Raw genomic sequence first — 25,540 nt, 5'->3', positions numbered from 1 at the left:
ATCGCGCGGGTAAGTCTCGGCTCAGTTCCCTTGCCGACTGACGAACGGGAAGGGACATCATGAACTGCTTGACTCGAACGTGTTTCAGGCCTTTATATCGTCTATCTGTTTGGTCGCGATGCCAACTGGGCGGTCAAGCGGCACTCCAGCGCACGAGAGCAGCGTCGTAAGGAGATCGCCTTGGTTGCCCTGCACGTCGGGTAGGAAGCGGCCGGTATTGATGGAACCGCCACCCTTGCCAGCGATAATGAAAGGAAGGTTTGCGCGAGTGTGTCTGTCACCGTCTTCCAGGCCTGAACCCCACATCATGATGCAGTTGTCCAACAGCGTTCCGTCACCCTCCTTGAGGCTGTGCATCTTTGTCACCATGTAAGCAAACTGCTGGATGTTGAACGCCGTGATAGCGGCCACCTTGCTAACCTTTTCTGCCTGATTGTTGTGATGCGTTGTCGAATGGTGTTTATCGGTGAAGCCCAGTTCAGGGTAGGAGACACCATTCGGTGTTGAACCGATGTATGTGCAGACTCGGGTCGTGTCGGTCTGAAATGCCAGTACGTTCAGGTCACACATCACCTGCATGTACTCGCTCCGTTTGTCCCCCTCGGGAATCTTGACTTCGATCGGTGGCGAGTCCGCGTCGTTGCGTCGGCTTGATCGGACGCCAGCTTTTTCCAGAGCGGCTTCTTTCTGGCGGATCTCGATCGCGGCGATGCGGCGTTCTACTGAGCGCACGCTATCCAGGTATTCGTCGAGTTTTCGTTGGTCGTTGGTTGGCAACGTGCGTCGGAAATCGCGAGCCCCACCGATGACCAGATCCAACATGCTACGGTCGAGTGGGCTGGCACCGGTCGACGCTTGCCCGTTTTGTTCTTTCTTGTTGAACAGACGATTGAGCACGTTTCGTGGATTGATCTCGGCAGGGACTGCCTGGGTGGGGGAACTAAAGCTGCAGTGCGAGTAGTAGGCTTCGTTCAGACCGGCTTGATTCTCTTTCCAGGTCTGCGGCATCGTAGCGAGTTCTAGCGACGGTAGCGTGGTAAATGCCCCCAGGGCATTAGCGGCGATCTGATCAGCAGAGATCGAGATACTGATCTCCCCCCGGCGGTTCGGGTCTGGCAATGCCGCTGTAAGCCAGGTCGATAATTCTAGTGCGTGAGGTGCCCCTTTGAATGGCCCGTTGGCGACTCCAGCGATTCCCTTCATCATCAGGCACTGATCAAGCACGGGACGCAGCGACTCAAGTGCAGGTGGCGGCGATGTCAGGAAACTCTCCGCGTCGGCAGGCCAGAACTGATCCATGATCACACCATGCGGCATGTACATGAAACCCATGCGAACTGGTGGTTTAAACGCTTGCTTCTCGCTCGCTTCCGCCCACCCCATGGCATCCAATAGCGGCAGGCCGAGAGCCATTCCCATGCCTTTCAGGCAGGTGCGACGGTTGATGAATCGATAGTTGCTCATGAGCAGGCCTTCTTGGGTGGGCTGGATCCGTTAACAGACAGTTATCGGATGGAGGGAAAGTCCTTTGGACTGTTGGGCATTATCACTAATTAAGGGGAGGAGGTCGAATACTTCTTTTCAATCTTCTTGCGGAACACTGGATCGGAGAACGGGTCCTCGGTTTGCTCCTGCCAAGCGGATAGCGCCTGTTTCAGACGTTTCTTTTGATCGGAAAACACGGGATCGTTTGACAGATTGACAAACTCGATGGGGTCCTCATTAAGGTCGTATAGTTCCCATTCGGGCGGATTCTCGAGACGCTCCATGGCTTGCCTGGCTGGATGATCGGCACCGAGTCGCTTGGCAAAAGCGGGTGCCTGGTCTCCATCAACAGATGCGGATGCGGACAACTTACCCGCATGTAGGTTGTGAATCAACTTGAATCGCCCATCGGTGATGGCCCGCCGCGGGAAAAACGGGGATGCTCCGTGATAGTGAAACTCTGCGGCCAGAGTGTCGCGCCAATCCGCCGAGTCCGAGGGAGTCAGAACTGTTCGCAACGAGCAACCATGGAGTTGTTCTGGTAAGTTAACGCCAGCGGCGTCGAGAATTGTTGGATAGATATCGATGCTTCCCACAAGCCTCTGTGAGGCGTGGGGCTGAGAGACTCCCGGCCAGCGAGCCAGAAACGGCACACGCAGGCCAGCTTCATAGCAACTGGTCTTGCCACGCGCGAATGGAGGTCCGTGGTCACCCAGGAAGATAATCAGCGTGTTGTCCCAGTGATTCGTTTCGTGCAGCATTGTCGTCAGCATTCCAACAGCTTCGTCGATACGATGCACGCAGTTGTAATAGCCTGCGATCTTGGTGCGCTGCTCTGGAGTATCGATCTGCTGCCAGGGCCAGGCAGGAACGTCTTCCGTTTTCAGGACCGACTTGGGCAATCCTTCGACTAGATCAGGAAAGTACTGCGGCCCTTGGCCACCGCCCGGCTTGCGATCACGGGCAACGTGCGGATCAAACATGTTGAACATCAGGAACCAAGGCTGTTCCTGCGATTGGCTGATGAACTCCCGCGCGTATTGAACTTGCCTTTTTACCTGTCTGCTTCCGAATCCATTGCCTTGCCGCATGTCGAATTGGAATTGCTTTTCCGGGTTCACGTGTAGCTTGCCGATGATGCCGGTGCGATAGCCGGCCTGCTTCAGCATATTGGGTAGTAAGTATTCGTAAAGTTCCGGATGGACCTGAAATCCAACATTCGCATTTGCCAGCCCATAGTGGCCATTTCCGTGCGGGTACAGACCGGTGAACAGCGTGGAACGTGACGGACTGCACGATGCCTGACTCACGTATGCCGTTTGAAACTGAACCGATTGCTGAGCCAGTTGGTCCATGTTTGGCGTTTGCGCAACGGGATCACCATAGCACGAGAGTTGAAGCCCCAGGTCATCGGCAGTGATCAACAAAATGTTAAGTTGGTCTGCGGCAATGCTGACGCTGGGGAACAGCAGTAGGGTGACAATCGCAAGTCGAGCAAACAAGTGAGACATAGGGAAAGCCTTGTTGATAAGCGATGAGAAAAGATTTCAGCCGGGGTGGGGCACTTTCACGGGACCTATTGGGTGTTTCGTTTCAACTTTGGTGCGTTCTCGGGTAGGGAAACAGTCGGCTCACCACTCAGGTATCCGAGTTGGGTTAAATATTGGTCAACGCTTTGGGTCGTGACTTCGAGCCAAGGAGAGTCATTGAAGAAGCCATGTCCCTTGCCAGCAGCCCACCACAGATCGACATCGAGTCCAAGGTCTTTGGCCTTAGCTACGTACTCGACTCCGTGCTTGGAGAGGGGATCGTCTGTGCCAAAGAAGATGATCGTAGGGGGAGCTTTCTTATGGAGGAATCGTGTCGCAGAGATGGCTTCGTTGATGGAGTGACCTTCGCCGTCGACAATCTCTCGATCGACCAATGTAAGATCGAGCGCTGGATTGAAGAGGACCAAGGCATCGGGGATCGCCGAAATGGAAAGATTGTCACTCTTGGCGTTGAAGCCGTGCACCAGCGCGGTAGCTGCCGCGAGATGACCACCCGCGGAACCGCCTCCAGCAATCACCCTCTCAGGATCAATGCCTAGCTGATCGGCATGTTCACGAACCCAACGGATCGCGCTTTTGGCATCCTCGACGCAAACATCGGGAGTTGTCTTGTGAGTTCCACTTACGCGGTATTCTGCACTGACCGCAACCATACCCCGGCTGGCAAGGTATTCGGATTGCCGAGCAAACTGCTGAGGGCTTCCGCTTTTCCAGCCACCGCCAAAGAAGAAGACGATGCAGGGGCTGTCTTTACTGTGCTTCTCCGGCAACCAGATATGGAGTTTCAGATCTCCCTGAGGGGTCGATTTAAAAACCCGTTGTTCAGAGCGAACGGCTGCGTCGGTAAGTTGAGGTTGTCGGTCCCATCGACTAAGTCGTTTCTGCCCTTGTGGGGGGCTTTGCTCCTGGGAGAAGGCAGAGCTCAAGAGCAGGAGGTAAAACAACCCAAAGGTCAGCAAGGCAGACGTCGCTCTGTGAAGTAACCGTACTTGATAAGGCATGGGTTGTTACTCCTTCTAGTGTGCTCTTGTGTTACTGCTTTGCGTGTGTGATTGATACATCGGTGCTGACTATTACTGCCAGCCTCCGAGTTGCTCTGTTGCGTTACGCTGCGTATCGGCGTACCAGGTCTTAAGCCGCTTCAGTAAAGCGGCAGCCTGCGCCGGTTCCTCAATCGCGAGATCGGTCGTCTCGGCTGGGTCTTGGTCGAGACGATAGAGTTCTACCTTCTCGTTTTCAAAGCTTCCCGGTCGCGCTTTGGGATGATGAACAACCAGCTTCCATGGTCCGTCGCGCATGGCTTCAGCTCGATTACCGCTATTGCTAAGCGAAGCCCAAAACAACGGACGTTCGTCGATAGGTTGCTTCTGAAGAAGTAAGTTCGAGAGGTCGACCCCGTCGAACGGATGATCAACCGGAGGTTTTACCCCCGCGAGCGTTAGCAGCGTGGGCATGATATCCAGTGTGATGGCAGGAGCATTGCTTTGGCTACCTGCTTCGATCTTATCGGGCCACCATGCGATAAATGGGACCTTGTGCCCCCCCTCATAGACGCTCCCCTTATTTCCGCGTAACTGCTTGCTACCACTAGGAAAGTCGTTCGCTGCTCCGTTATCGGAGAAGAAGAGCACCAGCGTTTTGCGATCCAGTCCGAGGCGGACGAGTTTCTCGCGAATCAGTCCTACTCCTTCGTCAATGGGCAGCGTCATGCCTTGGTATTTCTCAATGCGTTCTTCGAGGTTCGCGGGTTTCCAACGTTTCCAGCCTTCTTCTTCGGTCCTGCGTATCGGGTCGCCTCTTACCTGGATCGGGTTATGGATGGCCAGATGTGGTATGTAGAGACAGAACGGGTGGTCTTGATTTCGCTCGATGAAATCGAGTGCATACCGATTGATTAGGTCCGTGACATATCCTTCGTCGCTCGTCTCTTTACGCCCGTGCCACCAATCGTGCTCGTTGTTGTCGCCAACGTGACTAACGAAATCAATATTTCCGCTGTGGTAGCCGATGAATTCGTCAAATCCGTGATTCTGAGGATGGTAATCTTCGGAGTTATGTACGTAGCCCTGATGCCATTTGCCAATCAAGGCTGTTTTATAGCCGGCAGACTGCAACATCTCAGCAAAGGTCACTTCAGACTTCTGTAACCCTTTCCGGTGTTCGGGGTGCTCTCGCACGGGATGGATCACCGCCTCAATCCCTGCACGCTGTTGATAACGCCCAGTTAGCAGACCGGCCCGCGTTGGCGAACAGACCGTACCGGAAGAATGGAAATCGGTGAGGCTCATGCCTTCGGCCGCGAGTCGATCGATTTCCGGCGTCTTGAAATATGGATTTCCAAAACAACCCACGCCGGCATAGCCCATATCGTCCACCATGATGATGACAAAGTTCGGGCGTTCCTCGGCCGTCGTCAGCGATACTGGCAGCAAGGTGAGAAGAAAGCAGAGTAGTTGTTTCATGCCTGGATTATGATTGAAAAGTGTGGTTCATGCCTGTTAAACCATACTCGCGATTGACAACAGAAGAGGCAATCATGGCGCTGATTCATGAACTCGGCGGTGTGTAAACAGGTAGCTGGTAATGACTTCCTTGATGATCGTCCGCATTCTGTAGTCGTCCTGGGCAATCTTGACCATCAGTTGATCGATCACAACTTCGTCATAGCCTTCCAACGTTCGTCCAAGGGAGTATGCCATGAACCTTTCGGTGAGATTGCGAGCCAGGTCTTCCTTTCGATTGGCCACCAGGCTCTTCAGCTCTGCTGGATTGGAGAAGCTTTCGCCACTGGGAAGTGTGCCCGCCGAGTCAATCGCAAGGTCACCGTTGTCCTTTTCGCGCCACCGTCCGATCGCATCGAAGTTCTCTAGACCGAAGCCAATCGGATCGAGAACTTTGTGACAGTTGGCGCACGTGGCTTCGGATTGGTGCAGCTCTGTCCTTTGGCGGAGGGTTAGCCCCTCGAAGCTTTTGGGCGATTGCTCTTCGAGTTCAGGAACGTTGGGCGGTGGTGGTGGAACACGTTCTCCCAGAACCTGCTCGAGTACCCAAACACCTCTCCGAACAGGGCTGGTGCGGTTAGGGAAGGATGTGCTTGCCAGCGTGGCTGGCATGCCGAGGATACCACCTCGGTTGGGGTTTTCCAACTTGACGCGTCGCATCTTCGGACCTGTTATGGATTGCTCAAGACCGTACAACTCGGCGAGTGGCTCGTTTACGAATGTATAGTCGCTATCGACGAACCGTAACACGCTTTGATTTTCATGAAGGATGCTTTGAAAGAATAGACGTGCTTCGTCTAGCATGGCTTCTCGTAGCACGGGGGTCATTTGCGGGTACAGAGCTGGATCAAATGTCTGGGTTTTCAAATCTCCTATTCTCAGCCATTGGGCACCGAAGCCGTCGAACAGAGCCCGCGAACGTTCGTGCTGTAGCAATCGTTCGACCTGAGCGCGTAGCACTTCCGGTTTGTGTAGTTCGCCCTTGTCTGCAATTGCAGAGAGCTCGGCGTCGGGTGGCGAAGACCACAGCAAATAAGACAGACGGGAAGCCAACTGGAAGTCATCCAGAGGCACGATCTTGGCATTCGAGTCGACTTCCACAGCAGGGGTAATAAAGAGGAACTGCGGCGAGACGAGGATCGCCTTCCACATGAGGCAGAGCGACTCCACGTATCCCAATTGGTTCTCGCGACCGAGGTCGAAGATACTTACCAGGACATCCAGTTCCATCTCGGTAGGTGGCCGACGGTAGGCATCGCGAGCTAGCGACCGCGCTACATCACGAGCCGCTGCGCGGAGATCAGTACCTTCCGAGGGCACCTCGCCGAAAAGGCGTTTCTGCACCTCGGTCGGCGGATCACCCTCAGGTACCACGATCTGAGTTACAACCTTGTTCGCAATATCAAGAAACATTTCTGATTGCAGTGGTGAGATCGAGTTGAGATAACCCTCACCCACCACTTCTTCCGGCAGGCTGTCTGCAATCAATGGCGAAACGCCATAGAGATCGTGTAAAGTGTTGCTGTATTCGACTTTGCTCAGGCGACGAAGTACAAATTGGCCTGGGTCGCGTGGGGCCAGGTACTTAAGCTTGCCGATCCATTCAATGAATTGACGGCGTTCTTCATCGGAGGGGATCTCATCCGCATACTCGGGCGGCATGTCATTCACTTTGACGTTGGCGACCGATTTCTTCCAATGCAGGAATGATGACGTAGCACCCGGGGTTCTGAGGGCAGATTCAAGATTAATGCCTGCCTCGGGACGAGTATTGTGGCAACTGATGCAGTATTTTTTGACAAAGGGGCCAACCTGTTCCTTGAAGGTCTTTTGGGCATCGGCCCGTAACGCCTCCTCGCTCTCGGGTTCTGCTCGGCAGAGCGAAACCAGAGACAAGATGAGTGCAACGCTCAATACCGTAGGTCTCGTCTTGCGAGGCACTGAAATTCTTGTGCTGTGCGATGGAGAAAGAAGTGTGCCGTGAGAGTCGTTTGTTCTCACGCCTTGTATGCTTCGGCATCTCGTAACGTCAGATTCTCTATGTGCCACAGGCGTCCTGCTTATTATTCGTACTAGCTTAGGTGGGAAGTGTTAGCTAATGTCCCTGGTCAGATCGCCCAGGGTTTAAGGTGGGGGAGCTCGTCATAAACGCAGCACCAAGCTTCTATCTTCCTCTTTGACCTGGGTTGTGGCAAGAACAAATACCTGCTAATCGCAGTTATGCGATCATGACCGTGTTGTTGAATGAAGAAACTGGCCAAGGCCAGCGCACGAAAATAGCGGCATCGCTCGAGCATATGCCTCTTATTGGTTGGGGATTATTGAATTCTAGATTCGACTGACGTAAACGCGTCCTGACTTGAACATTGGTGCCAAGTGAGGCGAACGTGACGGCGGCGATCAGTAGCAAGGTGATATTGCTCATGGTCAGGGTCTCCAAAGGACGGGAGTTCAATTTGGTATTGTCCGATTGATTCTGATGGCCAGTATGTGTCTCGTTACCAAGCTCAGCGGTTGCCAGCAGAAATATCAGCCAACAAACTCCCTACTTTTTTAAGCTCGTATGTGCTTAGGGAGGAGAGAGAGTCCAAGTTCGCTTCCCAAACGGGATATCGCCCATGGCTTGGGAGAATGGATGCCCGCAAAGAATCTTCGTGGAATGCTCAGGGCCAGCACTCATGGGTGGGGGGCGGGGCCGTTGAATGTTATCAGTAGGGCAGGAGGAATGCCGACCTCGAAGTGTATCCGGTTATCCCAGGTACACGCAAACGTGCTCAGATATGTGTGTTTTCATGGTTGCGGTAGTAGCACTACCGCCGGACTAATTTAAGGTTAGGCTCGGAGCTGATCTAGCCTCACGAATGAAGCCAGCCTTGTCCAGATGTAATTGAAGGACGACCGGTTTCGCATCTTCTGCACCTGCGTCGGTGGCCGCTAGGATTCGTAATTCAAAGTTGCCGTAGCATCGCTGGGGCTCGATTCGGAGAGTGAGATTGAGTTACTATGGAAGTCGTTCTCCTGGGGATTTACTTTTCGCCGCAACGTTTCAATAAGCACTATCATGAAACCCGTCCGCTTTGCTTTGTTGCTTCTCTTCGCGCTGGGTGTGCTGCAATTGCATGGCCCGCAGGCCCAGGCCGGTAAGCCAAATGTGTTGTTCATAGCCGTGGACGACTTGGCTTGCACGCTGGGATGTTACGGGGACGTTGTCGCGAAAACGCCGAACATCGATCGCCTGGCAGCTGTGGGAACTTGCTTTCGGCGGGCCTATAATCAATTGCCGCTGTGCAATCCGACGAGGGCATCGGTAATGACAGGGCTAAGACCTGATCAAATAAAAGTATACGATCTCGACCGTCATTTTCGCGACGAAGTGCCCGATGTGGTGACGTTGTCACAGGCCTTCCAAAAGGCAGGCTATTTTACCGCGCGTGTTGGGAAAATCTACCACTACAACGTGCCGGCCGCGATTGGAACCGATGGCTTCGATGATCCTCCTTCGTGGGACCGGACCGTCAATCCGAAGGGACGAGACAAGGCAGACGAGGCATTGATTTTCAATGCCGAACCGCATCGGAAGATTAGCGCATCCCTTAGTTGGTTAGCCGCCGATGGTACTGCTGAACAACAGACCGACGGCATGATCGCCACCGAAGCGATCAAGATCATGCGCGAAAAGAAGGATGAGCCATTCTTCTTAGGCGTAGGTTTCTTTCGACCTCACACCCCCTATGTTGCACCCAAAGAGTTCTTCGAGATGTACCCACTCGAATCGTTTCGGTTGCCGTACGCTCCAGAGAACGACCGCGACGATATCCCGGCGGCCGCCTTCGCTCACAATTGCCCCGTGCCGAATTATGGCCTTGATGAACCTACTTTATTGAAAGCGACGCAGGCCTACTATGCCTGCGTCTCGATGGTAGATGCCCAAATAGGGCGTCTGCTTTCGGCATTGGATGAGATCGGAATCGCAGAGAACACAATCGTCGTTTTCTGGAGCGATCATGGTTACCACCTGGGCGAACACGATGGCATCTGGCAGAAGCGAACATTGTTCGAGCAAGCGTCTCGCGCTCCATTGGTCATTTATGCCCCAGGCATGAAAGGACAGGGGGCCTGCGATCGGATCGTGGAATTCGTCGATATTTATCCGACGGTAACCGATCTTGCGGGTGTGGATACGCCAGACCATTTGGCTGGTCGTAGTTTGCGTAGGTTGATCGAGAATCCTCATGCCCCGTGGGAAGGCCAGGCTATCACGCAAGTGCTTAGACCGGCCGACGACCGTTTGGCAGAGATGGTCATGGGGTGCAGCATTCGTACCGATCGATACCGGTATACCGAATGGGGCGACGGCAAGTATGGCGTCGAGCTATATGACCATCACTCTGATCCGAACGAGTTCAATAACCTGGCTCAAGACCCTGATGAGCGAGCTCAAGCGGTCATGGCAACTCTTCGTAGTCAACTGAAAATGAAGGTGTCTGGCAAAACGCCCACGGTACCAGTGAATCCCGATCGATTGTAAGAATGGAATGCGAAATGCTTGACTCCGTGAAATGGTTCCTCATGCTGATACGTTCCTGCGCTGCGTGTGGAATGGTCATTGGTTTACTTGCTGGAAGTGTTGTTACTGACATGCCGGCCACTTCTACTTCATTGCCAAACATCGTAGTGATCCTTGCCGATGATCTCGGTTGGAATTCTGTTGGATACCACAACAGGGAATTTCAAACCCCACATATCGATTCTCTTGTTGCTAGTGGCCTTAACCTGAATCGGTTTTACGTTGCTCCGATGTGTTCTCCGACGCGAGCAGGGATGATGACCGGACGCTACCCGATTCGATTTGGCTGTGCACGATCTGTGATTCCCCCTTACCGAGACTTCGGGTTGCCAACCTCGGAAGTCACGCTTCCCGAGATGTTGGCTACGCTTGGCTATGAGAATCGGGGTGTCTTCGGCAAGCGGCATCTGGGGCATCGTCGCGCAAAATGGCATCCGCTAGCCCGAGGATTTACGCACTTCCATGGGCACTATAACGGTGCCATCGATTACTTCGATCTCACAAGAGATGGCGAGCGCGACTGGCATGTTGGATATGACTCGTCCAACGAAACGGGTTACGCGACAGATCTGATCGCGAACGCAGCGGCGGATTGGATCAAGCAGTCTGCAGCATCAGACGCACCTTTTTTCTGCTACGTGCCGTTCAACGCACCACACTCTCCATTTCAGGCACCCTCTGATGCCGTCGAGCGGTATGGCAATTTGCCGGAAGTAAGAGGACGAGATGGTAAGAATCGAGAGATCTATAAGGCGATGATCGGTCGAATGGATGAAGGTATTGGGCGGATCTTACAGGCCATCGATTCCACTGGAGAAGCAGACAACACCATCGTTTGGTTCTTCAGCGACAACGGCGGTGTGGGAAACTTGCGAGACATTAACAAACCGCTGAAAGGAGCAAAGCTGACGGTATTTGAAGGGGGGATACGAGTGCCAGCGTGTGTTCGTTGGCCTGCGAAGATTACAGCAGGTCAATCAACGGATACCGTCTGCGGCTATATCGATCTCTTGCCGACATTGGTATCAACAGCCGGTGGAGAAGCTGCCAGGCTCAGCGACATGTCCATCGATGGTGTCGATCTGACATCGGTGTTTGCCGAGCCAGAATCGTTGATCGAGAGTAGGCCGTGGTTTTCGTACCACGGACAATCGGGACCAGCGAACGAGCATATGGCAGTCATCGACGGTGGATGGAAGTTAGTGGTAAATGGACCACGGCTCACGGATGTGAAGCAGTTGAATGACGACACGTATCAGGTTCGACTATTTCATCTCAAGCGAGATTTGAATGAAACGAATGACCTCTCCAAGCACAATCTAGAGATTGTCAAACAGCTTGCCGGAAAACTTGTTGACCACCGTTCGCTGCAGCCCGAAGATGCGGTCCCGCCGTACGGGGTCGGTCAGGCAGGTTTCATTCCGCCGCCACAGTGGAGACTAGATCCGTCCGCTCCGGACAAGCTGGTAGGTAGATACGAAGCGGTTGATTCAAAATAGCAGTAGGACAGCCTTCAGCTTGCAAACGCGGGTGCCTTCAAGTTACCGTTAAACAAACAGAAGTTATCTAGATCCGTATTGGGAAAGATGAAAATGCTGCGTCGAATCATAGTACTCTGTATCGCAACCCTGTTGCTCACTTTTCCTGGCACAGATCTTGTGGCACAGAATACCCAGAAGAAGACGCCACCACTATTTAAGTGGGTCAATCTTCCCCGCATGATGCCGACAGGCGTTCAGCATGGTGTGTTCCAGAGCCCGTCTATGAAGCAGGAAGTGGGGTACTGCATCTACCTGCCACCATCGTATGAGATGGATATCGATCGACGTTATCCGGCCGTTTACTACTTGCATGGTGGCCGGCCTGGAAGTGAAGCGAAGAGTATCGGATTGGCGAACTATATTCACCGCTACATGACTGAATCTAAATCACCGGACATGATTTATGTTTTTGTTAACGGTGGCCCGGTCAGCCATTACAATCTTGCCGATCGTGAGAATGCGATGGGCGAAGATGTCTTCGTGAACGAGTTGATCCCATTTATCGACAAGACATATCGGACCATCGCCAATCGTAAGGGGCGGGGCCTGGAAGGGTTTTCGCAGGGAGGCCGCGGAACAACGCGTATTATGTTCAAGCACCCCGATCTGTTTTGTTCGGCGGCACCTGGCGGCTCTGGATATGCGACGGAGAAGCGAATTTCTGAGGAAAATGGGCGCGAGAGTGAAAACCTAGTCTTTGCTGCAGGCGACAATACTTGGGATCTGGCACGTAAATATGCCGAGAGCAAGGAGCCACCTTTACGCATTATGCTGCATGTTGGTACCGAAGGCTTCAACTACGAGAACAACTTAGAGTATATGAAGTTCCTCGAATCGTTGAAGATTCCGTTCGAGCGAATTATTGTCGAAGGGGCACCCCATAGTGCGCAAAAGATTTACGACAAACGTGGATTGGAACTTGTGAATTTTCATGCCGAGAACTTCCGACGTTCCGGTGCCATGGCTTCCGAATAGGCATTTTTCAGTCGCATAAGCTCTTACCGTTCGCGGAAGTCTTCTCTTTCCCAGTGGAAAACCTGACCTGAACCTGAAAAACAACTATGAAGCCAATAATCCGTGTCGTCATCGCCGTCTTGGTTCTGGGTATCGGTACACTTCGTGCGGAAGAGAGCCATTTGCCTCGAGCCACGCCAGAATCTCAGGGAGTGTCATCGAAAGCAATCCTGGATTACATCGAGACCGCTAATCGCGAAGTCAACTCGATGCATAGTTTTATGCTCGTGCGTCATGGCAAAGTCGTGGCTGAAGCCTGGTGGGAACCCGAGTCGGCCGACAAGCCACATATTCTCTGGTCACTTAGCAAAAGCTTTACCTCCACTGCCGTTGGGTTTGCCGTTACCGAAGGGAAGCTCAGCATCGACGATCCGGTGCTTAAATTCTTTCCGATGGATGCTCCCGAGAAGCCATCGGACAACCTTCGAGCGATGCGAGTCCGTGATTTGTTAACGATGAATGCCGGACATCAGGACGAACTGAACTGGCGTGAACAGTCCGATTGGGCCAAGGCATTCTTGGCCCATCCAGTTCCCCATAAGCCGGGAACTCACTTTCGATACAATACGCCTGCAACGTACATGCTTTCAGCGATCGTGCAGAAAGTAACCGGGCAAACCGTTCTTGACTATCTGACTCCACGACTCTTTGACCCACTGGGCATTGAAACGCCCGTCTGGGAGACCAGCCCCCAAGGGATTTCAATTGGCGGTTATGGACTCTACCTGCGAACCGAGGATATTGCTAATTTTGGCCAGCTTTATCTGCAAAAGGGAAAGTGGAACGGCAAACAATTGATTCCCCTGTCGTGGATTGAGATGGCCACTTCCAAACAAGTTTCTAACGGAAGTAATCCCGATAGTGACTGGGATCAGGGTTACGGTTTCCAGTTTTGGCGTTGCCGGCATGGGGCCTTTCGTGGAGATGGAAAGGATGGCCAGTTCTGTATCGTTCTGCCGGAACAGGACGCTGTGGTTGCTATCACCGCCCATACTGGGAACATGCAAGCGGAGTTGAACGTGGTGTGGGATAAGCTACTTCCAGCGTTTCAGGATAGTCCTTTGCCGGAAGATCCCACGGCAGGAGAGGCTTTAGAGGCGACGATTGCCAAACTGAAATCGTCGCGCTAATTTTTCCTGTTGTGAACCCTACTAGCCCCACGGCTGACGGTAGTGCTGCCGTTGTAGCAGATCATTGGCCGATTGATCGCCGACAACCGTCTCAGTCTTCGGATCCCATCGCAGAGCCCGCCCAAGGGACTGTGAAACATAGGCTAGATGTCCCGGGGTAATCGAGCGATGCCCGGTCTCGGCTGGGCAAATGCATGGACGGCGGGAACGAACGCCATTCAGGAAATTCTGCATATGGTTGTCTGAGGCGTAAACCTTTTCGTGACCTGGATTGAATTTGGCATCGGTCCAGGCGGGCTGGGAAGCCACTATGCTGCCGCGGGTAACGAAAACCCACCCACTGTCGCCGACCAATCGCGCACCTAGTTTGTTACGACTCGAGATGGAACTCTTCGTACCCCCTTCGTATTCGCATTGAATTTCATAATGGTAGGGCGTGTTATAGATATTGGTTTCTGGAAAAGTCCAGCCGACGGCCTCGACTTTCACGGGGCCAGAGCGATCCAAATCAAGTGCCCAGTGAGCAATGTCGTTGTGATGGCCAATCCAATCCATGAGCACGCCACCACCATAAGCCCGATGTCCGCGCCACCAGCGATGGTGCCGGGCACGCATGTATGGAAGCATGGGAGCTGGTCCGCACCAGAAGTCGTAGTCGACGTGTTCTGGCGGCATGGTTACCGTTGGGTCCCCTTGTGGCTTGTCATACCCAGGAGGTAAGCCAACTTCGATCGTGTGAATCTTGCCCAGATGCCCGTTGCGCACCAATTCAACCGCGCGACGAAATTGCCAATCACTTCGCTGTTGGCTTCCGGTCTGAAAAATCGCGTTTTGCTTAGCAACTTCACGATAAACGGTTTGTCCTTCACGAAATGTATGGGTGATGGGCTTCTCGCAGTAGACGTCCTTGCCAGAACGTAGGGCCTCTAATGTACATAACGCATGCCAATGATCAGGAGTAGCAACAACTACGGCATCGATGTCATCGCGTGTGCAGATATCGTGGAAATCGCGCGTGGTGGAAACGCCAGGCTTAGAACCCGACTTCTGATCGATGTATTCCTGACCGGCTTGTAGTCCAAACCTTCTTCCTTTTCCCCATTCCTGATCACGGTAGTGAAGGGTGTCGACATCGCAAACGGCGACAATCTGGGCGTCAGGCGAAGTCAATAAGTCATCCAGCAAGTTAAAGCCCCGTGATCCTAAGCCTATCACTCCGACAGTAATCCTTTCGCTAGGTGCAGCCTTTGCCGTAGAGGTAAAGATCGAAGGCGCTGCCGCCACGGCGGCGCTGGTCGATATAAACTTGCGACGGGTTAGTTCGATGGATGACTTAGGCATGAGCTTTTCCTTGAGTTGGGCGACAAGGGAGGTGGGCGAGAAGGAGCATGGGAGGCGTTTGTCGGGATCATTTGGAGAATTCATCCGACGAACGATTGACTTTTTTTGAAATCGAAATAACATCTTAGGCAATCCACTTGGTGCCCGCAAGGAAATTTGGATGCAGGCCGTCAAAACAAAACAACGCGCGATCGCGGAAACCGAATCCAAGCTGATTCGTTTAGTGCGGCAGATCGAATCGGTCTCACGCGTTGAGCTAGCAAGGCAATTGAGCCTGGCCCCATCGACGGTAGGTCTCTACGTGGATCGCCTCGTGAGTGAGGGAGTTCTACAGGAAGGGCGTAAGGACACCAGCGGGGCTGGGCGTCCCGGGACAATACTCGAACTCAACCCCGAGGCGGGACACTTCATTGGTGTCGACTTCGAAGCCTCGCAAATCGCTATCACGTCGGTCGATTTCTCGCAGCAAGTCCTGCAGCAAGAGGTCGTCCGAATTCTTGCATCGGACTCGGCTGCCCAGGTGGTCAAGAAGATCGAAACTGGTATCGATTCGATCGACCATTCGAGTCAGTTGCTCGGAATCGGTATTGGTGTGCCGGGCGTGGTCGACCACCAGCGAGGTGAGGCCGTTCACTACGAGCATATCACGGGTTGGCAGAATATTCCCCTGGTCGAGCACTTCACACAAAGGTTCGACGTGCCAGTTTATATCGAAAATAACATCCGCGCGATGGCCTTAGCCGAACAGTGGTTTGGTGCCGCTCGTGGTGTGAGTGACTTTGTGTGCCTGGGAATTCGTAGCGGCATTGGCGCGGGAGTCGTGATCGACGGACACCTACATACTGGTCTGAATGGGTTGGCCGGTGAAATTGGCAATTGGCCATGCGAATGGTCTGTTGATGGCTCGCCTGCGTTTGTTCCGCTGGAACGCATCGCGTCCGTGCGGGCAATTCTCGATCGATTAGCACGACAGATAACATCGGGCGCGAAGTGTGCTGTGCCCCTTAAGCGGAATCGTGTTGCCCTGGAAGACATGGTAACCGCGGCAGAGAACGAGGAAGCATTGGTGCTTGATGTATTGCAGTTAGCTGCCAGTGTCGTGGGCCGCGTGATCGCGCAGATCAGCCTCTTGTTGAATCCCGAAATGGTCATAGTCGCTGGTCCATTGGCTAGATTAACGGCCGCGTTTCTCGAACCAATTCGCCAGGTTGTGTATCCCTTGTCCAATACGAAACATGCCAGGGCACCCCGGATCGTGGCTTCCGAATTCGATATGCACGGGGGCGCGCTTGGAGCTGCCGCGCTCGCGGTTCATCAGTGGAAACCATTGCGTTAACACATTGCCAACACTTTCATTCATCTATTCCCGCAAGACAAGCGGAACCTATTTTCAGGAATTTCCCCATGACCGATCAACGGTTGAACGTCTCGCCCGTCAGTGTGCCAAGTCAACAGTCGTATGATGGAGAGGTATTTCCATTAATTCTGAAATGTGAATCTGAATTGGCAACACTGGACGAGGCCGTGGCTTGGGCCAAGGAGAACCGTGAGGATCTTCTGCGACAATGTCAGACGCATGGAGCCATCCTGTTTCGAGGCTTTCCCCTGGGCGAACCGTCAGAGTTTGACCAGTTTATTGCTGCGTTCGAGATTGAGAATTTTCCGTACGAAGTGTCCCTTTCCAATGCTGTTCGCACGAACTTTACCCCACGAGTGTTCTCGGCCAACGAGGCCCCTTCGACGGTGACCATCTATCTGCATCACGAGATGGCTCAAACTCCGATTTTTCCGAGTAAGTTGTTCTTCTGCTGTTGGCAAGCAGCCGATGAAGGGGGAGCAACGCCGCTGTGCCGTTCGGATATTCTGTTCGAGCAAATGCAAGAGCGTTTTCCCCAGTTCGCTTTCGACTGTGAAACAAAAGGGTTGAAATACACCAACGTTATGCCTGCCGCTAACGATGCTTCCTCTGGGATGGGCCGCAGTTGGCAAAGCACATTTAGAGTGGAGACGCAGGAACAGGCCCAGGCTCGCATGGCGGAATACGGATATACCTGGGGGTGGCAGGAAGACGGCAGCCTTCGCGCAACAACGCCGGTTCTGCCAGCGGTACGAGAAGTATCACCTGGCCGCAAAGTCTTTTTTAATCAGTTGATCGCGGCCTTCTGTGGTTGGAAGGACAGTCGAAATGATCCTTCCAAGTCTATCACGTTCGGCGACGGACAGCCGCTTGACCGGGATACCGTCATGGAAGTTGCTAAAATGGCGGAGCAGTTGACATTCGACCTTCCTTGGCAGAACGGTGATATTGCTTTGGTCGATAACTTCCTCGTCATGCACGGTCGACGAACATTCCAAGGCCCACGCAAGATTCTGGCATCGCTGCTAGAGATGGGACAACACGCTCACGCGACCTAATCCATATTCCGTCAAAGTTTAACTAATTGCATTGCGGCCGCTGGTCGATTGAAAAGACAGGATAACTCATGACAACATCCCCCGTACGTTTTGGCGTGATTGGATTCGGTGCCTGGGGCAAATGCCACGCTGGGGCGATCAATAAGACCGAAGGTGCTGAAGTAGCCGCCATTGCTGCGAAATCGGAAGGCACCTGCAGCGAAGCTCGCGAACTATATCCGAGTGCTTCGGTATATAGCGACTATCACCAACTTCTGGCACAGGACGATATCGAAGTCGTCCATGTGGTGATACCCAGCTATTTGCACTTCGAGGTTGCCAAGGCGGTATTGGAGTCGGGCAAGCACCTGCTGTTGGAAAAGCCAATGTGTCTGACAATTGCCGACTGTCAGGCCCTCAATCAACTGGCCCAGGAGAAAAATCTTCTTTTGGCTGTTGGTCACGAACTGCGGCTTTCTTCACTCTGGTCGCGAGTCAAGCAAGAGATCGACGCAGGTGCGATTGGCGAACCACAATACGCATTAGTGGAACTCTCCCGTAAACCATATCGCCTAGGTGCCGACGGCTGGCGATACGATATCGACCGCGTGGGGAACTGGATATTGGAAGAGCCAATTCACTTCTTCGACCTGGCCCGTTGGTACCTGAGCTCAGCTGGAAAGCCGACTTCACTGTTTGCCACAGCCAATTCTCGCCAGGTGGGGCATCCAGAACTGCAGGATAACTTCAGCGCGATCGTTAACTTCGAAGATGGGAAGTACGCTGTCGTATCGCAGTCGCTTTCTATGTTCGAGCATCATCAGACCGCGAAAGTTGCTGGAACGGAAGGCTCGCTATGGGCAAGTTGGAGTGGTGCCATGGATCGCACACGTCACCCCAGCTTCTTTCTCAAGGCTTCCAATGGTGAAACTGTCCGTGAGATTCCGATCGAGAAGATCACCGGCGAGATCTTTGAGCTTGAGGACCAGGTAGCTATGTTGCTGGAAGCCATTCGTGGTGGTAAACCATTAGCAACGTCGGCTGAAGACGGAATGTGGTCTGTCGCAATGTGTCTGGCCGCGCAAAAGTCGGTTGAATCGGGCCAGCCGGTTGCTATGAGCGATATCCTGTAAATGCCCCAAAGTTAGTTTGTTTCTCTTCCTGCCAACCTGCCTGTCCTTCCTGTTTCTCATCTCTTCTTGACAAGTGAAATGAAGCCATGGACACTCCCTCACAATCGTCGCGACCATGGTATCACGATGTAACGCGTTACCAATGGTTGGTACTGATTATTGCCTCCGCTGGTTGGGTTTTTGATGTATATGAAGGACAGATCTTCAACATCACCCGCAATCAGATGTTGAATGATATCGTCCCTCAGGCCGAGGCAAACGTGAAGTGGTACGGTGACTTCTTCCTGGCAATCTTCCTATTCGGAGGAACCGTTGGAGGGCTGCTCGCCGGTACGCTGGCCGATCGTTACGGTCGGCGTCCTATCATGATTGCGACCATTCTAGCGTACTCGGTGTTTTCTGGTTTGACGTTTTTTGCCACAGAACTGTGGCACGTTGCCGTACTGCGATTCCTGGTTGCAGTTGGCGTGGGGGGGGAATGGGCCGTTGCAGCCAGCCTGGTCGCGGAAGTCTTTCCTCCCAAGGCCAGAGCCCAGGCCTCGGGTATCTTCCATGCGACAAGTATCCTGGGGACGTGGCTGGCGGCTCTTGCTGGTTTGGCCGTTGGGGCGAACTGGCAATACGCTTACCTGGTGGGCATTTTGCCTGCTGTACTGATCGTGTGGGTGCGGTCATCGGTGAAGGAACCCGAACGTTGGCAAGAGAAAAAGGATGCCGCCAAGACATCTACTCGGCCTGAGAAACTGGGCAGCTTCCGACAATTGCTGTTGGCCAGTCCTTGGAGCTTTCGAGCGTTTATGGGAATGGGCCTTGCTGCAGTCGGACTGGGGACGTTCTGGGCGGTGACTGTATCTGGGCAAGACCTTATGCGCGAGCTATTGCTTCGTAACGACGTCTCGCCCGAGGGGGCGGCGCAACAGGCAAAGTTCGCTTACGGCATTGTTCAAGCAGCGGGAGGAGGTATCGGACTGCTTTCCTTCGGGCCACTCGCTGCGCGATTCGGTCGCAAACCGACTTTTATCGTCTTTCAACTTATGGCCGTGGCTATTGTGCCGGTGGTTTGTTTTTTGCCGCAGACCTATTGGCAATTATTGTTCCTCTTGCCGCTGTTTGGATTCTTTACGCTGGGGATTCATGCGGGCTACGCAATTTACTTTCCAGAACTATTCCCGACTCATCTTCGCGCAACGGGAACTAGCTTTTGTTTTAACGGTGGGAGAGTCGTAGCCGTTCCGGTCCTTCTCGCCGCCGGTGCCCTTAAATCGGAAATCGATTTGCGACTCGCGGTTAGTTTACTTGCCCTGCTTTTTCTGGTGGGGGTGGTGATCATGCTATTTTTGCCAGAAACTAAGGGGCAAGAGTTGCCTGAGTAGATTCGCTTCCAGGAAAGAATTCAAGTTGATACTGCTGCTGATCTCTCTGGTAATCTTTCTGGCTGCTACAGTTCAGGGAACGATCGGCTTTGGCTACGCTATCGTTTGTTTGGCAATCTTCTCCTACTTTCTTGACTTTCGTGAAGCGAACGTGATCGTCGCCGTCAGTGTTTTGGCACCTTTGATTGCGGCAGTATGGATGTACCGAGGTGAAATCAAGCGTCGGACCCTATTGATCTGTTTGGCTGGAGCTATCGCAGGCCTGCCAGTCGGGCTCTATTTCTTTAGCGTAGTGAACGAGACTCTGCTGATTCGAGTCACTGGTGTTTTGATCTTTTTACTCTCAGCCGAAGGACTGTGGTCAATGCGGCGGGAAATCAAGATTGAAACAGAACGAGAAACTTCATGGCTGTGGGCCTCGATTACCGGGGTTGCCAGTGGGCTTCTCACTGGGGCTGTCGGAATGGGTGGGCCGCCGGTAGCAGCGTTCGCGTCGCGTCAGCCTTGGTCTCCAACACAGATCAAAGTGTTTCTATTAGCCTTCAGTTTTCTTACGGCGATTCTCCGAATTGGTGGTTTGACTGCTGCTGGTTGGATGAATCTCTCAGTACTCAGTTATTGTGTTCTAGCCATTCCGTTTGCGCTTCTGGGGATCTATGTCGGGCTCAAGGTGTCGCATAATATCGATGCCCGTGTATTCCGCGGCCTGACCATGGGGACACTTCTCCTGTTGTCGCTGGGGATGATCTTCCGTTCGCCAACGAATGGATCGAATGAGGCTTCAGAGCCAACCGTTGGCGAGTCGTCGATCGCCACGAGAATGGAGATTGTAGGTAAGAAGCCCAAGCTCTTGACGGATTGAAGTGAAAGCCTCTGGATTCATATGCTCGACTTGGAGACGCACCCCGTTACTGCTTATCTTTTTGATTGATGACAAACAATCGTGTCATTCTGCAAAGTAAATTTCGCGGTCTAATTATCCAGTGAGGCTTTGTAGTCAGTTGGCTGGAAACGGGAGATTATTCCGTAGCTTTCGATCTCGTTGCCGTTTATGGATAGAAATAAAGTGCGCCATTTGCGTAGGGGAATCTAACTCCAGCTTTTGGGTGATTTTCGATCGGTGAACATCAACGGTTCTCGGGCTGATTGTGAGGACAGTAGCAATCTGTTTGGTCACCATCCCGTCGGCCATGCAGTCGAAAACCTCTCGCTCGCGAGGAGAAAGTGTTGCTAAACCATCTGCAATTCTCGCTTCTTCCTGTGATTCGCGATATTGGCGTCTGGCGCGAGTTGAGGCGTCATGGACCGAGTTTAACAATTGTTCTCGGCCAAATGGCTTCTCCAGGAAGTCGACGACACCTTGTTTCATTGCTTCGACTGCAGATTTGATGTCGCCGTGGCCACTGATCATGACAACCGCGCTACTGACGACGCGTTTATTGAGTTCTTGACAAAGTGACAGTCCTGTCATGCCTGGCAACAGAAGATCGACCACGACACAGCACGGAGCGGTTGCGTCGAGTCGGTCGAGAAATGATCTTGCTTCAGCAAAGACCTCGACGGAATACCCGACCGATGCGAGCGTCCATTCAATGGATCGACGCGTGTCATCGTTGTCTTCCACGATGTAGACGGTGCCTAGTGAGGAATCGTCGTCATTCATTTGTTACGTTGCTTGCCATGGGTAATTGAATGGTGAAGGTCGTTCCAATTTGTGGCTCCGAGTTGCAGTGAATCGTGCCACCGTGGGCTCGCACAATCGTCTGGCTGATTTTTAACCCCATGCCTAGGCCCGAGGGTTTGGTTGTGAAGAAAGGATCAAATAAGTGAGACATGGTTTCCGAGGACATGCCGGGGCCGTTATCGTAAACAGAGATGGTGATATTTCTGTCATCTTCTGTTGATTGGGAACAAATCTCGATTCGTCCTAACCGAGTATGATCAGCTAAGGCCTCGATCGCGTTTCGGATAAGATTGACGAGAACTTGTTGCAGTTGAATTGGATTTGCGCTGACCAATTGCGTGTTGCTACCGAGATCTAAGCTGTAATTGACTCCGGAGCACTTACATTCATGCCCCATGAATTGCAAAACTTCGTGGATCATGTCACGTACATCAATGATGACGTGTCTTGGCTCTTCACGCATCGCAAACTCGCGTAGTCCGCGGATGACTTGGCCACAGCGGGTGGCCAGTCCCGCGATTTTGTCAAGCATTGCCGATAACTCTGGGCCGTTTAGCGTACCTTTGGATATCCCTTCAACACCACCTTCAGAATAGAGCCTAATGGCAGCAAGGGGCTGATTGAGTTCATGAGCGATGCCGGCGGCCATTTCCCCCATCGTGGCAACTCGCGACGCGTGTACCAATTGGTTGCGGAGTTCCTCCATTTGCAATTCTGCCAGTTTAACACTGGTTATGTCCGCATGGACGATAACGACGCGCCGCCCGCCTGGGTATCGCGTTCCTCGACTGAGAAACCACTGTTGGCCGTTTGCCGTCTGGCAGCAGTGTTCGACCGAAAACTCGGTACAGCGCCCTTCCAGGATGTCATCGATTCCTTGGGCCAGCCGAGATGCAGCTTTGATGCCGATAGCACCTGCTTTCCGGCATAGTTCGAGGTAATTGGCACCTTTCGGGGCCGTATGCCAATAAGTGCAACAGGCAATCGTGAACTCCGTCCAGGCACGATTGGCGTGAGAAATGATTCCCGTTTCGTCTAGTACTGCGATTTCTGCAGAAAGGGCATCCAGAGTTGAACGCGTGAAGCACTCGCTTTCTCGGAGCAGTACTTCCGCTTGTTTACGTTGAGAGATATCAACCGCATATGTGGCGATATTGATGATATTCCCTTCGATATCCAACAACGGTTCAAAGGAAATATCGTGCGTTACTAGTTCATTAGCTTGATTGCAGATGGTTGTCTCGAATCGCAGCGAACGACCTCCCAAAACTTGTTGGATAGCAGATTTGATCTTCCGCTGATTGGAATCGTGATGGGAAAACCACTGCGTTTCCCATAATGCTCTGCCCAGCACTTCGCTTCGATTCGCAATATTCGATTTGAATGGAGAAGCATTAATTTCGATCAATCGACCTTCGAGGTCCAATAGCCCCACGAATCCATTGTGTGAATCAATAATGGACCGCAGTTGTGAGTTGGCAATCTGGAGTGCCCTCTGAGTTTCAACCTGTGCGGTTACATCTCGAACCGTCCCGAGGCAGCGAATTGGTTGTCCGTCACAGTCGATAAAGACTTTGCATCGTTCGTTGACCCACTTAAGCTTCCCGGTGGGAGTGTGAATTCGATGTGTGACCTCGTAATACCTGGTCTTGTCGAGAGAATCGAGAAAACTGCTGTTAACCAGATCTCGATCCTCGGGAAATACAAGATCGAGAAAGTATTCGTAGGTCCCGCCGAATTGGACAGGTGTGACTTCGAAGATATCGAAGACCCTATCTGACCATGTCAGAATGTTTTGTTGTAGGTCGAGTTCCCAGTTGCCTATCTTGGCGATCTCCTGTGATTCCTCCAGGCGACGTTTGCTTTCGCTTAATTCCTGTTGGAGTTGGGAAATCTCGGGCGTAACACAGGTCACAAAGAACGCTATTTGGACGGAGCCGTTTTGCCAACTCTTAAGTCGGCGGGCGATAATTTCGACTGGAAAGGTCGTACCTAAGCTATGGCAAGCATCGAGCACATTTGTTGCTAAACCAGACGTCATCGCCGATTCCAGCAAGCGATCGACGGTGTCGGTTTGCTTCCATAATCTGTGGACATCGCCTCCTACGAGGTGGGAGGCGTCGTGAAGCCCCCACGTCCTGATCAGCGCAGTGTTTGCGTACTCGATATTCCCGCGGCCATCCACAATTAGCATGGGGTGAGGAGAGCAATCAAGAACAGGTGACCTAATGTCCTCTGGCAAGAGCCTGGAAGTCCGAGTTCCTGCTGGAATCGTCTCGCGTGACATAGGCAATATGGAGGTCGTTAATGAGGTCCAACTAAAGGAACTTACGCTGGAATTGAAAAGAAGGAGGGCAAGAGGAGGGGGAATGTGTAGCAGTTATGTGTAACAATTATAGGGTCTGGGGAAAGCGATGAAACTCCGTAGTTTCTTTAGGAGGGAAAATCGTTGGTCTAAATTCATCGTATAGATGAGCCGGAATTAGTATCGCGCGATAGTTATAATAGTTGCGCTCTTTGTGTAATTGACTAGCTGGTTTAAGTCGCCGGAGGAAACGTCAACATAAAAGTCGTTCCTTCGCCAAGCTCACTCGTGACATTAATGGTTCCGTTCAGGTCCCTCACGATTCCATGGATCACGGCTAATCCGAGACCTGTTCCTTTACCAATTCCCTTTGTTGTAAAGAAAGGATCGAAGATTTTGCCTTTCGATTCTTGCGAGATTCCACACCCTGAATCCCCCACAGCAATGGTTACCGCTTGGCAGGGTGCCTTCTATGAAGTTTCGTTTTCCTTGGGGGCCGATACGAGGTGCCTACTGGATGTGATATCGATTTGTCCAGCCCCTTGAATCGCATCCTGGGCGTTCAAGCATAAGTTGAAAAGAACTTGCTGTAACTCGCCAATGTCTTCCAAGAGGGGAGGAATTGCCGCATCACAGCTTATGATGAGTTCTATGTTGGCTTTGACGAGGGGAGGCAGTTTGGAAACGACGTCGAGAGTAACCTGGTTCAAGTCAACAAGCGCCTTTTCTAGTTTTTGCCGACGACCAAAGGTTAATAATTGCCCAGTCAAACGGCCAGCATCTTCGGTGGCTATCACAACTTTGGCAGAGGTACACTCAGTGGTCAGAGGGGCACGATTTACCTGGGGATTCTCCGTCGTCATCGCTTGCACCGTCGAACAGCATAGACACGAAACACTTGAAAGGTCTGATACCTGCATCAGCGGCAAGTCACAGAAGGATTTCAACGAATGGGTTGCGAGTAAGCACAATAAAGGAAGTGCGTACCCCCAACAGGTGCATTATCAATTGACGAACAGCAAACCGTACGGCATCTATCACAAGCCACATTTTTCAGTCGATTGTCTCTACTGATCTCCCTTTAAGAAAGTGACTTGAAATTATGAAGTCGTGTTGTTCAAACAAGGAAACGCCTCCCGCGAAGATCTTAGTAGTGGATGACCACGAGCATATTCGCCGAATTGGGATCTTGAGTGCCATTTTTGCAGAGACGTGTGGATGATCCTTTACCGACGTCGATTTGTTACGTCTTGCATCGCCGATGCATGGCATCGCAAAGGTTGGAATCTTCGATGCGATACTGCGGAAGCCTGGCCCGCTTTCTGAAGAGGATCGCGAGGTCATGAAGACGCATACGACAATATGCGAAACATCGTTGTTCCGTCTCAGCCGGAATTGGCATGCTCCCCAAAAACTGGTCCATGTGTTATGAGAGTCTAGAGGCCAATTTCGGCCAAGGAGACTCCCATGACCAAGAAGCGTAAACGACGTAGTCCCGAACAGATCGTTAAAGCCCTGCAAG

At 52.5% G+C, this 25,540-nt stretch carries 20 protein-coding genes; 9 read left to right on the top strand and 11 right to left on the bottom strand.

Annotated features, from left to right (window positions below):
- Positions 1-84 precede the first annotated feature (84 nt).
- From C5Y96_RS20155 to C5Y96_RS27135, 6 genes are all read right to left on the bottom strand, one after another.
- Positions 85-1,464 (bottom strand): DUF1552 domain-containing protein, encoded by a 1,380-nt coding sequence (locus tag C5Y96_RS20155; RefSeq protein WP_105357108.1) that lies wholly within the window; start codon positions 1,462-1,464, stop codon positions 85-87.
- A gap of 89 nt (positions 1,465-1,553) precedes the next feature.
- Entirely contained in the window at positions 1,554-2,996 is a 1,443-nt protein-coding gene (locus C5Y96_RS20150; RefSeq protein ID WP_105357106.1) for a sulfatase, read from the bottom strand.
- Between the two features lie 65 nt (positions 2,997-3,061).
- Positions 3,062-4,036, bottom strand: coding sequence for an alpha/beta hydrolase (locus C5Y96_RS20145; RefSeq protein ID WP_105357104.1), 975 nt, complete (start codon positions 4,034-4,036; stop codon positions 3,062-3,064).
- A 72-nt stretch (positions 4,037-4,108) separates the two neighbouring features.
- Complete coding sequence (locus C5Y96_RS20140; protein ID WP_105357101.1) at positions 4,109-5,497, bottom strand: sulfatase-like hydrolase/transferase; 1,389 nt, start codon at positions 5,495-5,497, stop codon at positions 4,109-4,111.
- 72 nt (positions 5,498-5,569) lie between these two features.
- Positions 5,570-7,450, bottom strand: a complete 1,881-nt coding sequence (locus tag C5Y96_RS20135; RefSeq protein ID WP_199188749.1) for a DUF1592 domain-containing protein — start codon at positions 7,448-7,450, stop codon at positions 5,570-5,572.
- Positions 7,451-7,754: 304 nt separating this feature from the next.
- Entirely contained in the window at positions 7,755-7,961 is a 207-nt protein-coding gene (locus tag C5Y96_RS27135; protein WP_146115746.1) for a hypothetical protein, read from the bottom strand.
- Positions 7,962-8,597: 636 nt separating this feature from the next.
- Here C5Y96_RS27135 and C5Y96_RS20130 point away from each other — a divergent pair.
- The 4 genes from C5Y96_RS20130 to C5Y96_RS20115 all read left to right on the top strand — a co-directional run bounded on the left by C5Y96_RS20130 (position 8,598) and on the right by C5Y96_RS20115 (position 13,788).
- Positions 8,598-10,064, top strand: a complete 1,467-nt coding sequence (locus tag C5Y96_RS20130) for a sulfatase (RefSeq protein ID WP_105357099.1) — start codon at positions 8,598-8,600, stop codon at positions 10,062-10,064.
- Positions 10,065-10,078: 14 nt separating this feature from the next.
- Complete coding sequence (locus C5Y96_RS20125; protein ID WP_409994432.1) at positions 10,079-11,602, top strand: sulfatase-like hydrolase/transferase; 1,524 nt, start codon at positions 10,079-10,081, stop codon at positions 11,600-11,602.
- A gap of 159 nt (positions 11,603-11,761) precedes the next feature.
- Entirely contained in the window at positions 11,762-12,619 is an 858-nt protein-coding gene (locus C5Y96_RS20120; RefSeq protein WP_233199035.1) for an alpha/beta hydrolase, read from the top strand.
- An 86-nt stretch (positions 12,620-12,705) separates the two neighbouring features.
- Complete coding sequence (locus C5Y96_RS20115) at positions 12,706-13,788, top strand: serine hydrolase domain-containing protein (protein ID WP_105357097.1); 1,083 nt, start codon at positions 12,706-12,708, stop codon at positions 13,786-13,788.
- 21 nt (positions 13,789-13,809) lie between these two features.
- Here the strand turns inward: C5Y96_RS20115 and C5Y96_RS20110 are convergent, their stop codons facing one another.
- Entirely contained in the window at positions 13,810-15,129 is a 1,320-nt protein-coding gene (locus C5Y96_RS20110) for a Gfo/Idh/MocA family protein (protein WP_158261335.1), read from the bottom strand.
- 160 nt (positions 15,130-15,289) lie between these two features.
- Between C5Y96_RS20110 and C5Y96_RS20105 the strand changes: the two genes are divergently transcribed.
- From C5Y96_RS20105 to C5Y96_RS20085, 5 genes are all read left to right on the top strand, one after another.
- Positions 15,290-16,465, top strand: coding sequence for an ROK family transcriptional regulator (locus C5Y96_RS20105; RefSeq protein WP_105357094.1), 1,176 nt, complete (start codon positions 15,290-15,292; stop codon positions 16,463-16,465).
- A gap of 68 nt (positions 16,466-16,533) precedes the next feature.
- Positions 16,534-17,544 carry a TauD/TfdA family dioxygenase gene (locus C5Y96_RS20100; protein ID WP_105357091.1) on the top strand — a complete coding sequence of 337 codons (1,011 nt, stop codon included), beginning with the start codon at positions 16,534-16,536 and terminating at the stop codon, positions 17,542-17,544.
- Between the two features lie 68 nt (positions 17,545-17,612).
- Positions 17,613-18,656: a Gfo/Idh/MocA family protein gene (locus C5Y96_RS20095; protein WP_105357089.1), complete on the top strand. Its 1,044-nt coding sequence runs from the start codon at positions 17,613-17,615 to the stop codon at positions 18,654-18,656.
- Between the two features lie 86 nt (positions 18,657-18,742).
- The gene (locus C5Y96_RS20090; RefSeq protein WP_105357086.1) at positions 18,743-20,029 is read left to right on the top strand and encodes an MFS transporter; all 1,287 of its coding nucleotides are present in this window, start codon (positions 18,743-18,745) and stop codon (positions 20,027-20,029) included.
- 25 nt (positions 20,030-20,054) lie between these two features.
- Complete coding sequence (locus C5Y96_RS20085; protein ID WP_158261334.1) at positions 20,055-20,891, top strand: sulfite exporter TauE/SafE family protein; 837 nt, start codon at positions 20,055-20,057, stop codon at positions 20,889-20,891.
- 135 nt (positions 20,892-21,026) lie between these two features.
- Here the strand turns inward: C5Y96_RS20085 and C5Y96_RS20080 are convergent, their stop codons facing one another.
- The 4 genes from C5Y96_RS20080 to C5Y96_RS20065 form a co-directional block, all read right to left on the bottom strand.
- Positions 21,027-21,692: a response regulator transcription factor gene (locus C5Y96_RS20080; RefSeq protein ID WP_105357081.1), complete on the bottom strand. Its 666-nt coding sequence runs from the start codon at positions 21,690-21,692 to the stop codon at positions 21,027-21,029.
- The gene (locus tag C5Y96_RS20075; RefSeq protein WP_105357078.1) at positions 21,685-24,000 is read right to left on the bottom strand and encodes an ATP-binding protein; all 2,316 of its coding nucleotides are present in this window, start codon (positions 23,998-24,000) and stop codon (positions 21,685-21,687) included. Before C5Y96_RS20075 ends, C5Y96_RS20080 begins: the two co-directional genes overlap by 8 nt.
- Before the next feature lie 251 nt (positions 24,001-24,251).
- Positions 24,252-24,464 (bottom strand): sensor histidine kinase, encoded by a 213-nt coding sequence (locus tag C5Y96_RS28200; protein WP_105357075.1) that lies wholly within the window; start codon positions 24,462-24,464, stop codon positions 24,252-24,254.
- Between the two features lie 24 nt (positions 24,465-24,488).
- Complete coding sequence (locus C5Y96_RS20065) at positions 24,489-24,881, bottom strand: hypothetical protein (RefSeq protein WP_105357072.1); 393 nt, start codon at positions 24,879-24,881, stop codon at positions 24,489-24,491.
- Positions 24,882-25,540: the final 659 nt, after the last annotated feature.

Origin of the sequence: Blastopirellula marina (genome assembly GCF_002967715.1) — a bacterium.
Lineage (GTDB): Bacteria > Planctomycetota > Planctomycetia > Pirellulales > Pirellulaceae > Bremerella > Bremerella marina_B.
The sequence above is the reverse complement of the archived record's forward strand: the minus strand, read 5'-3'. Positions and strand labels throughout refer to the sequence as shown.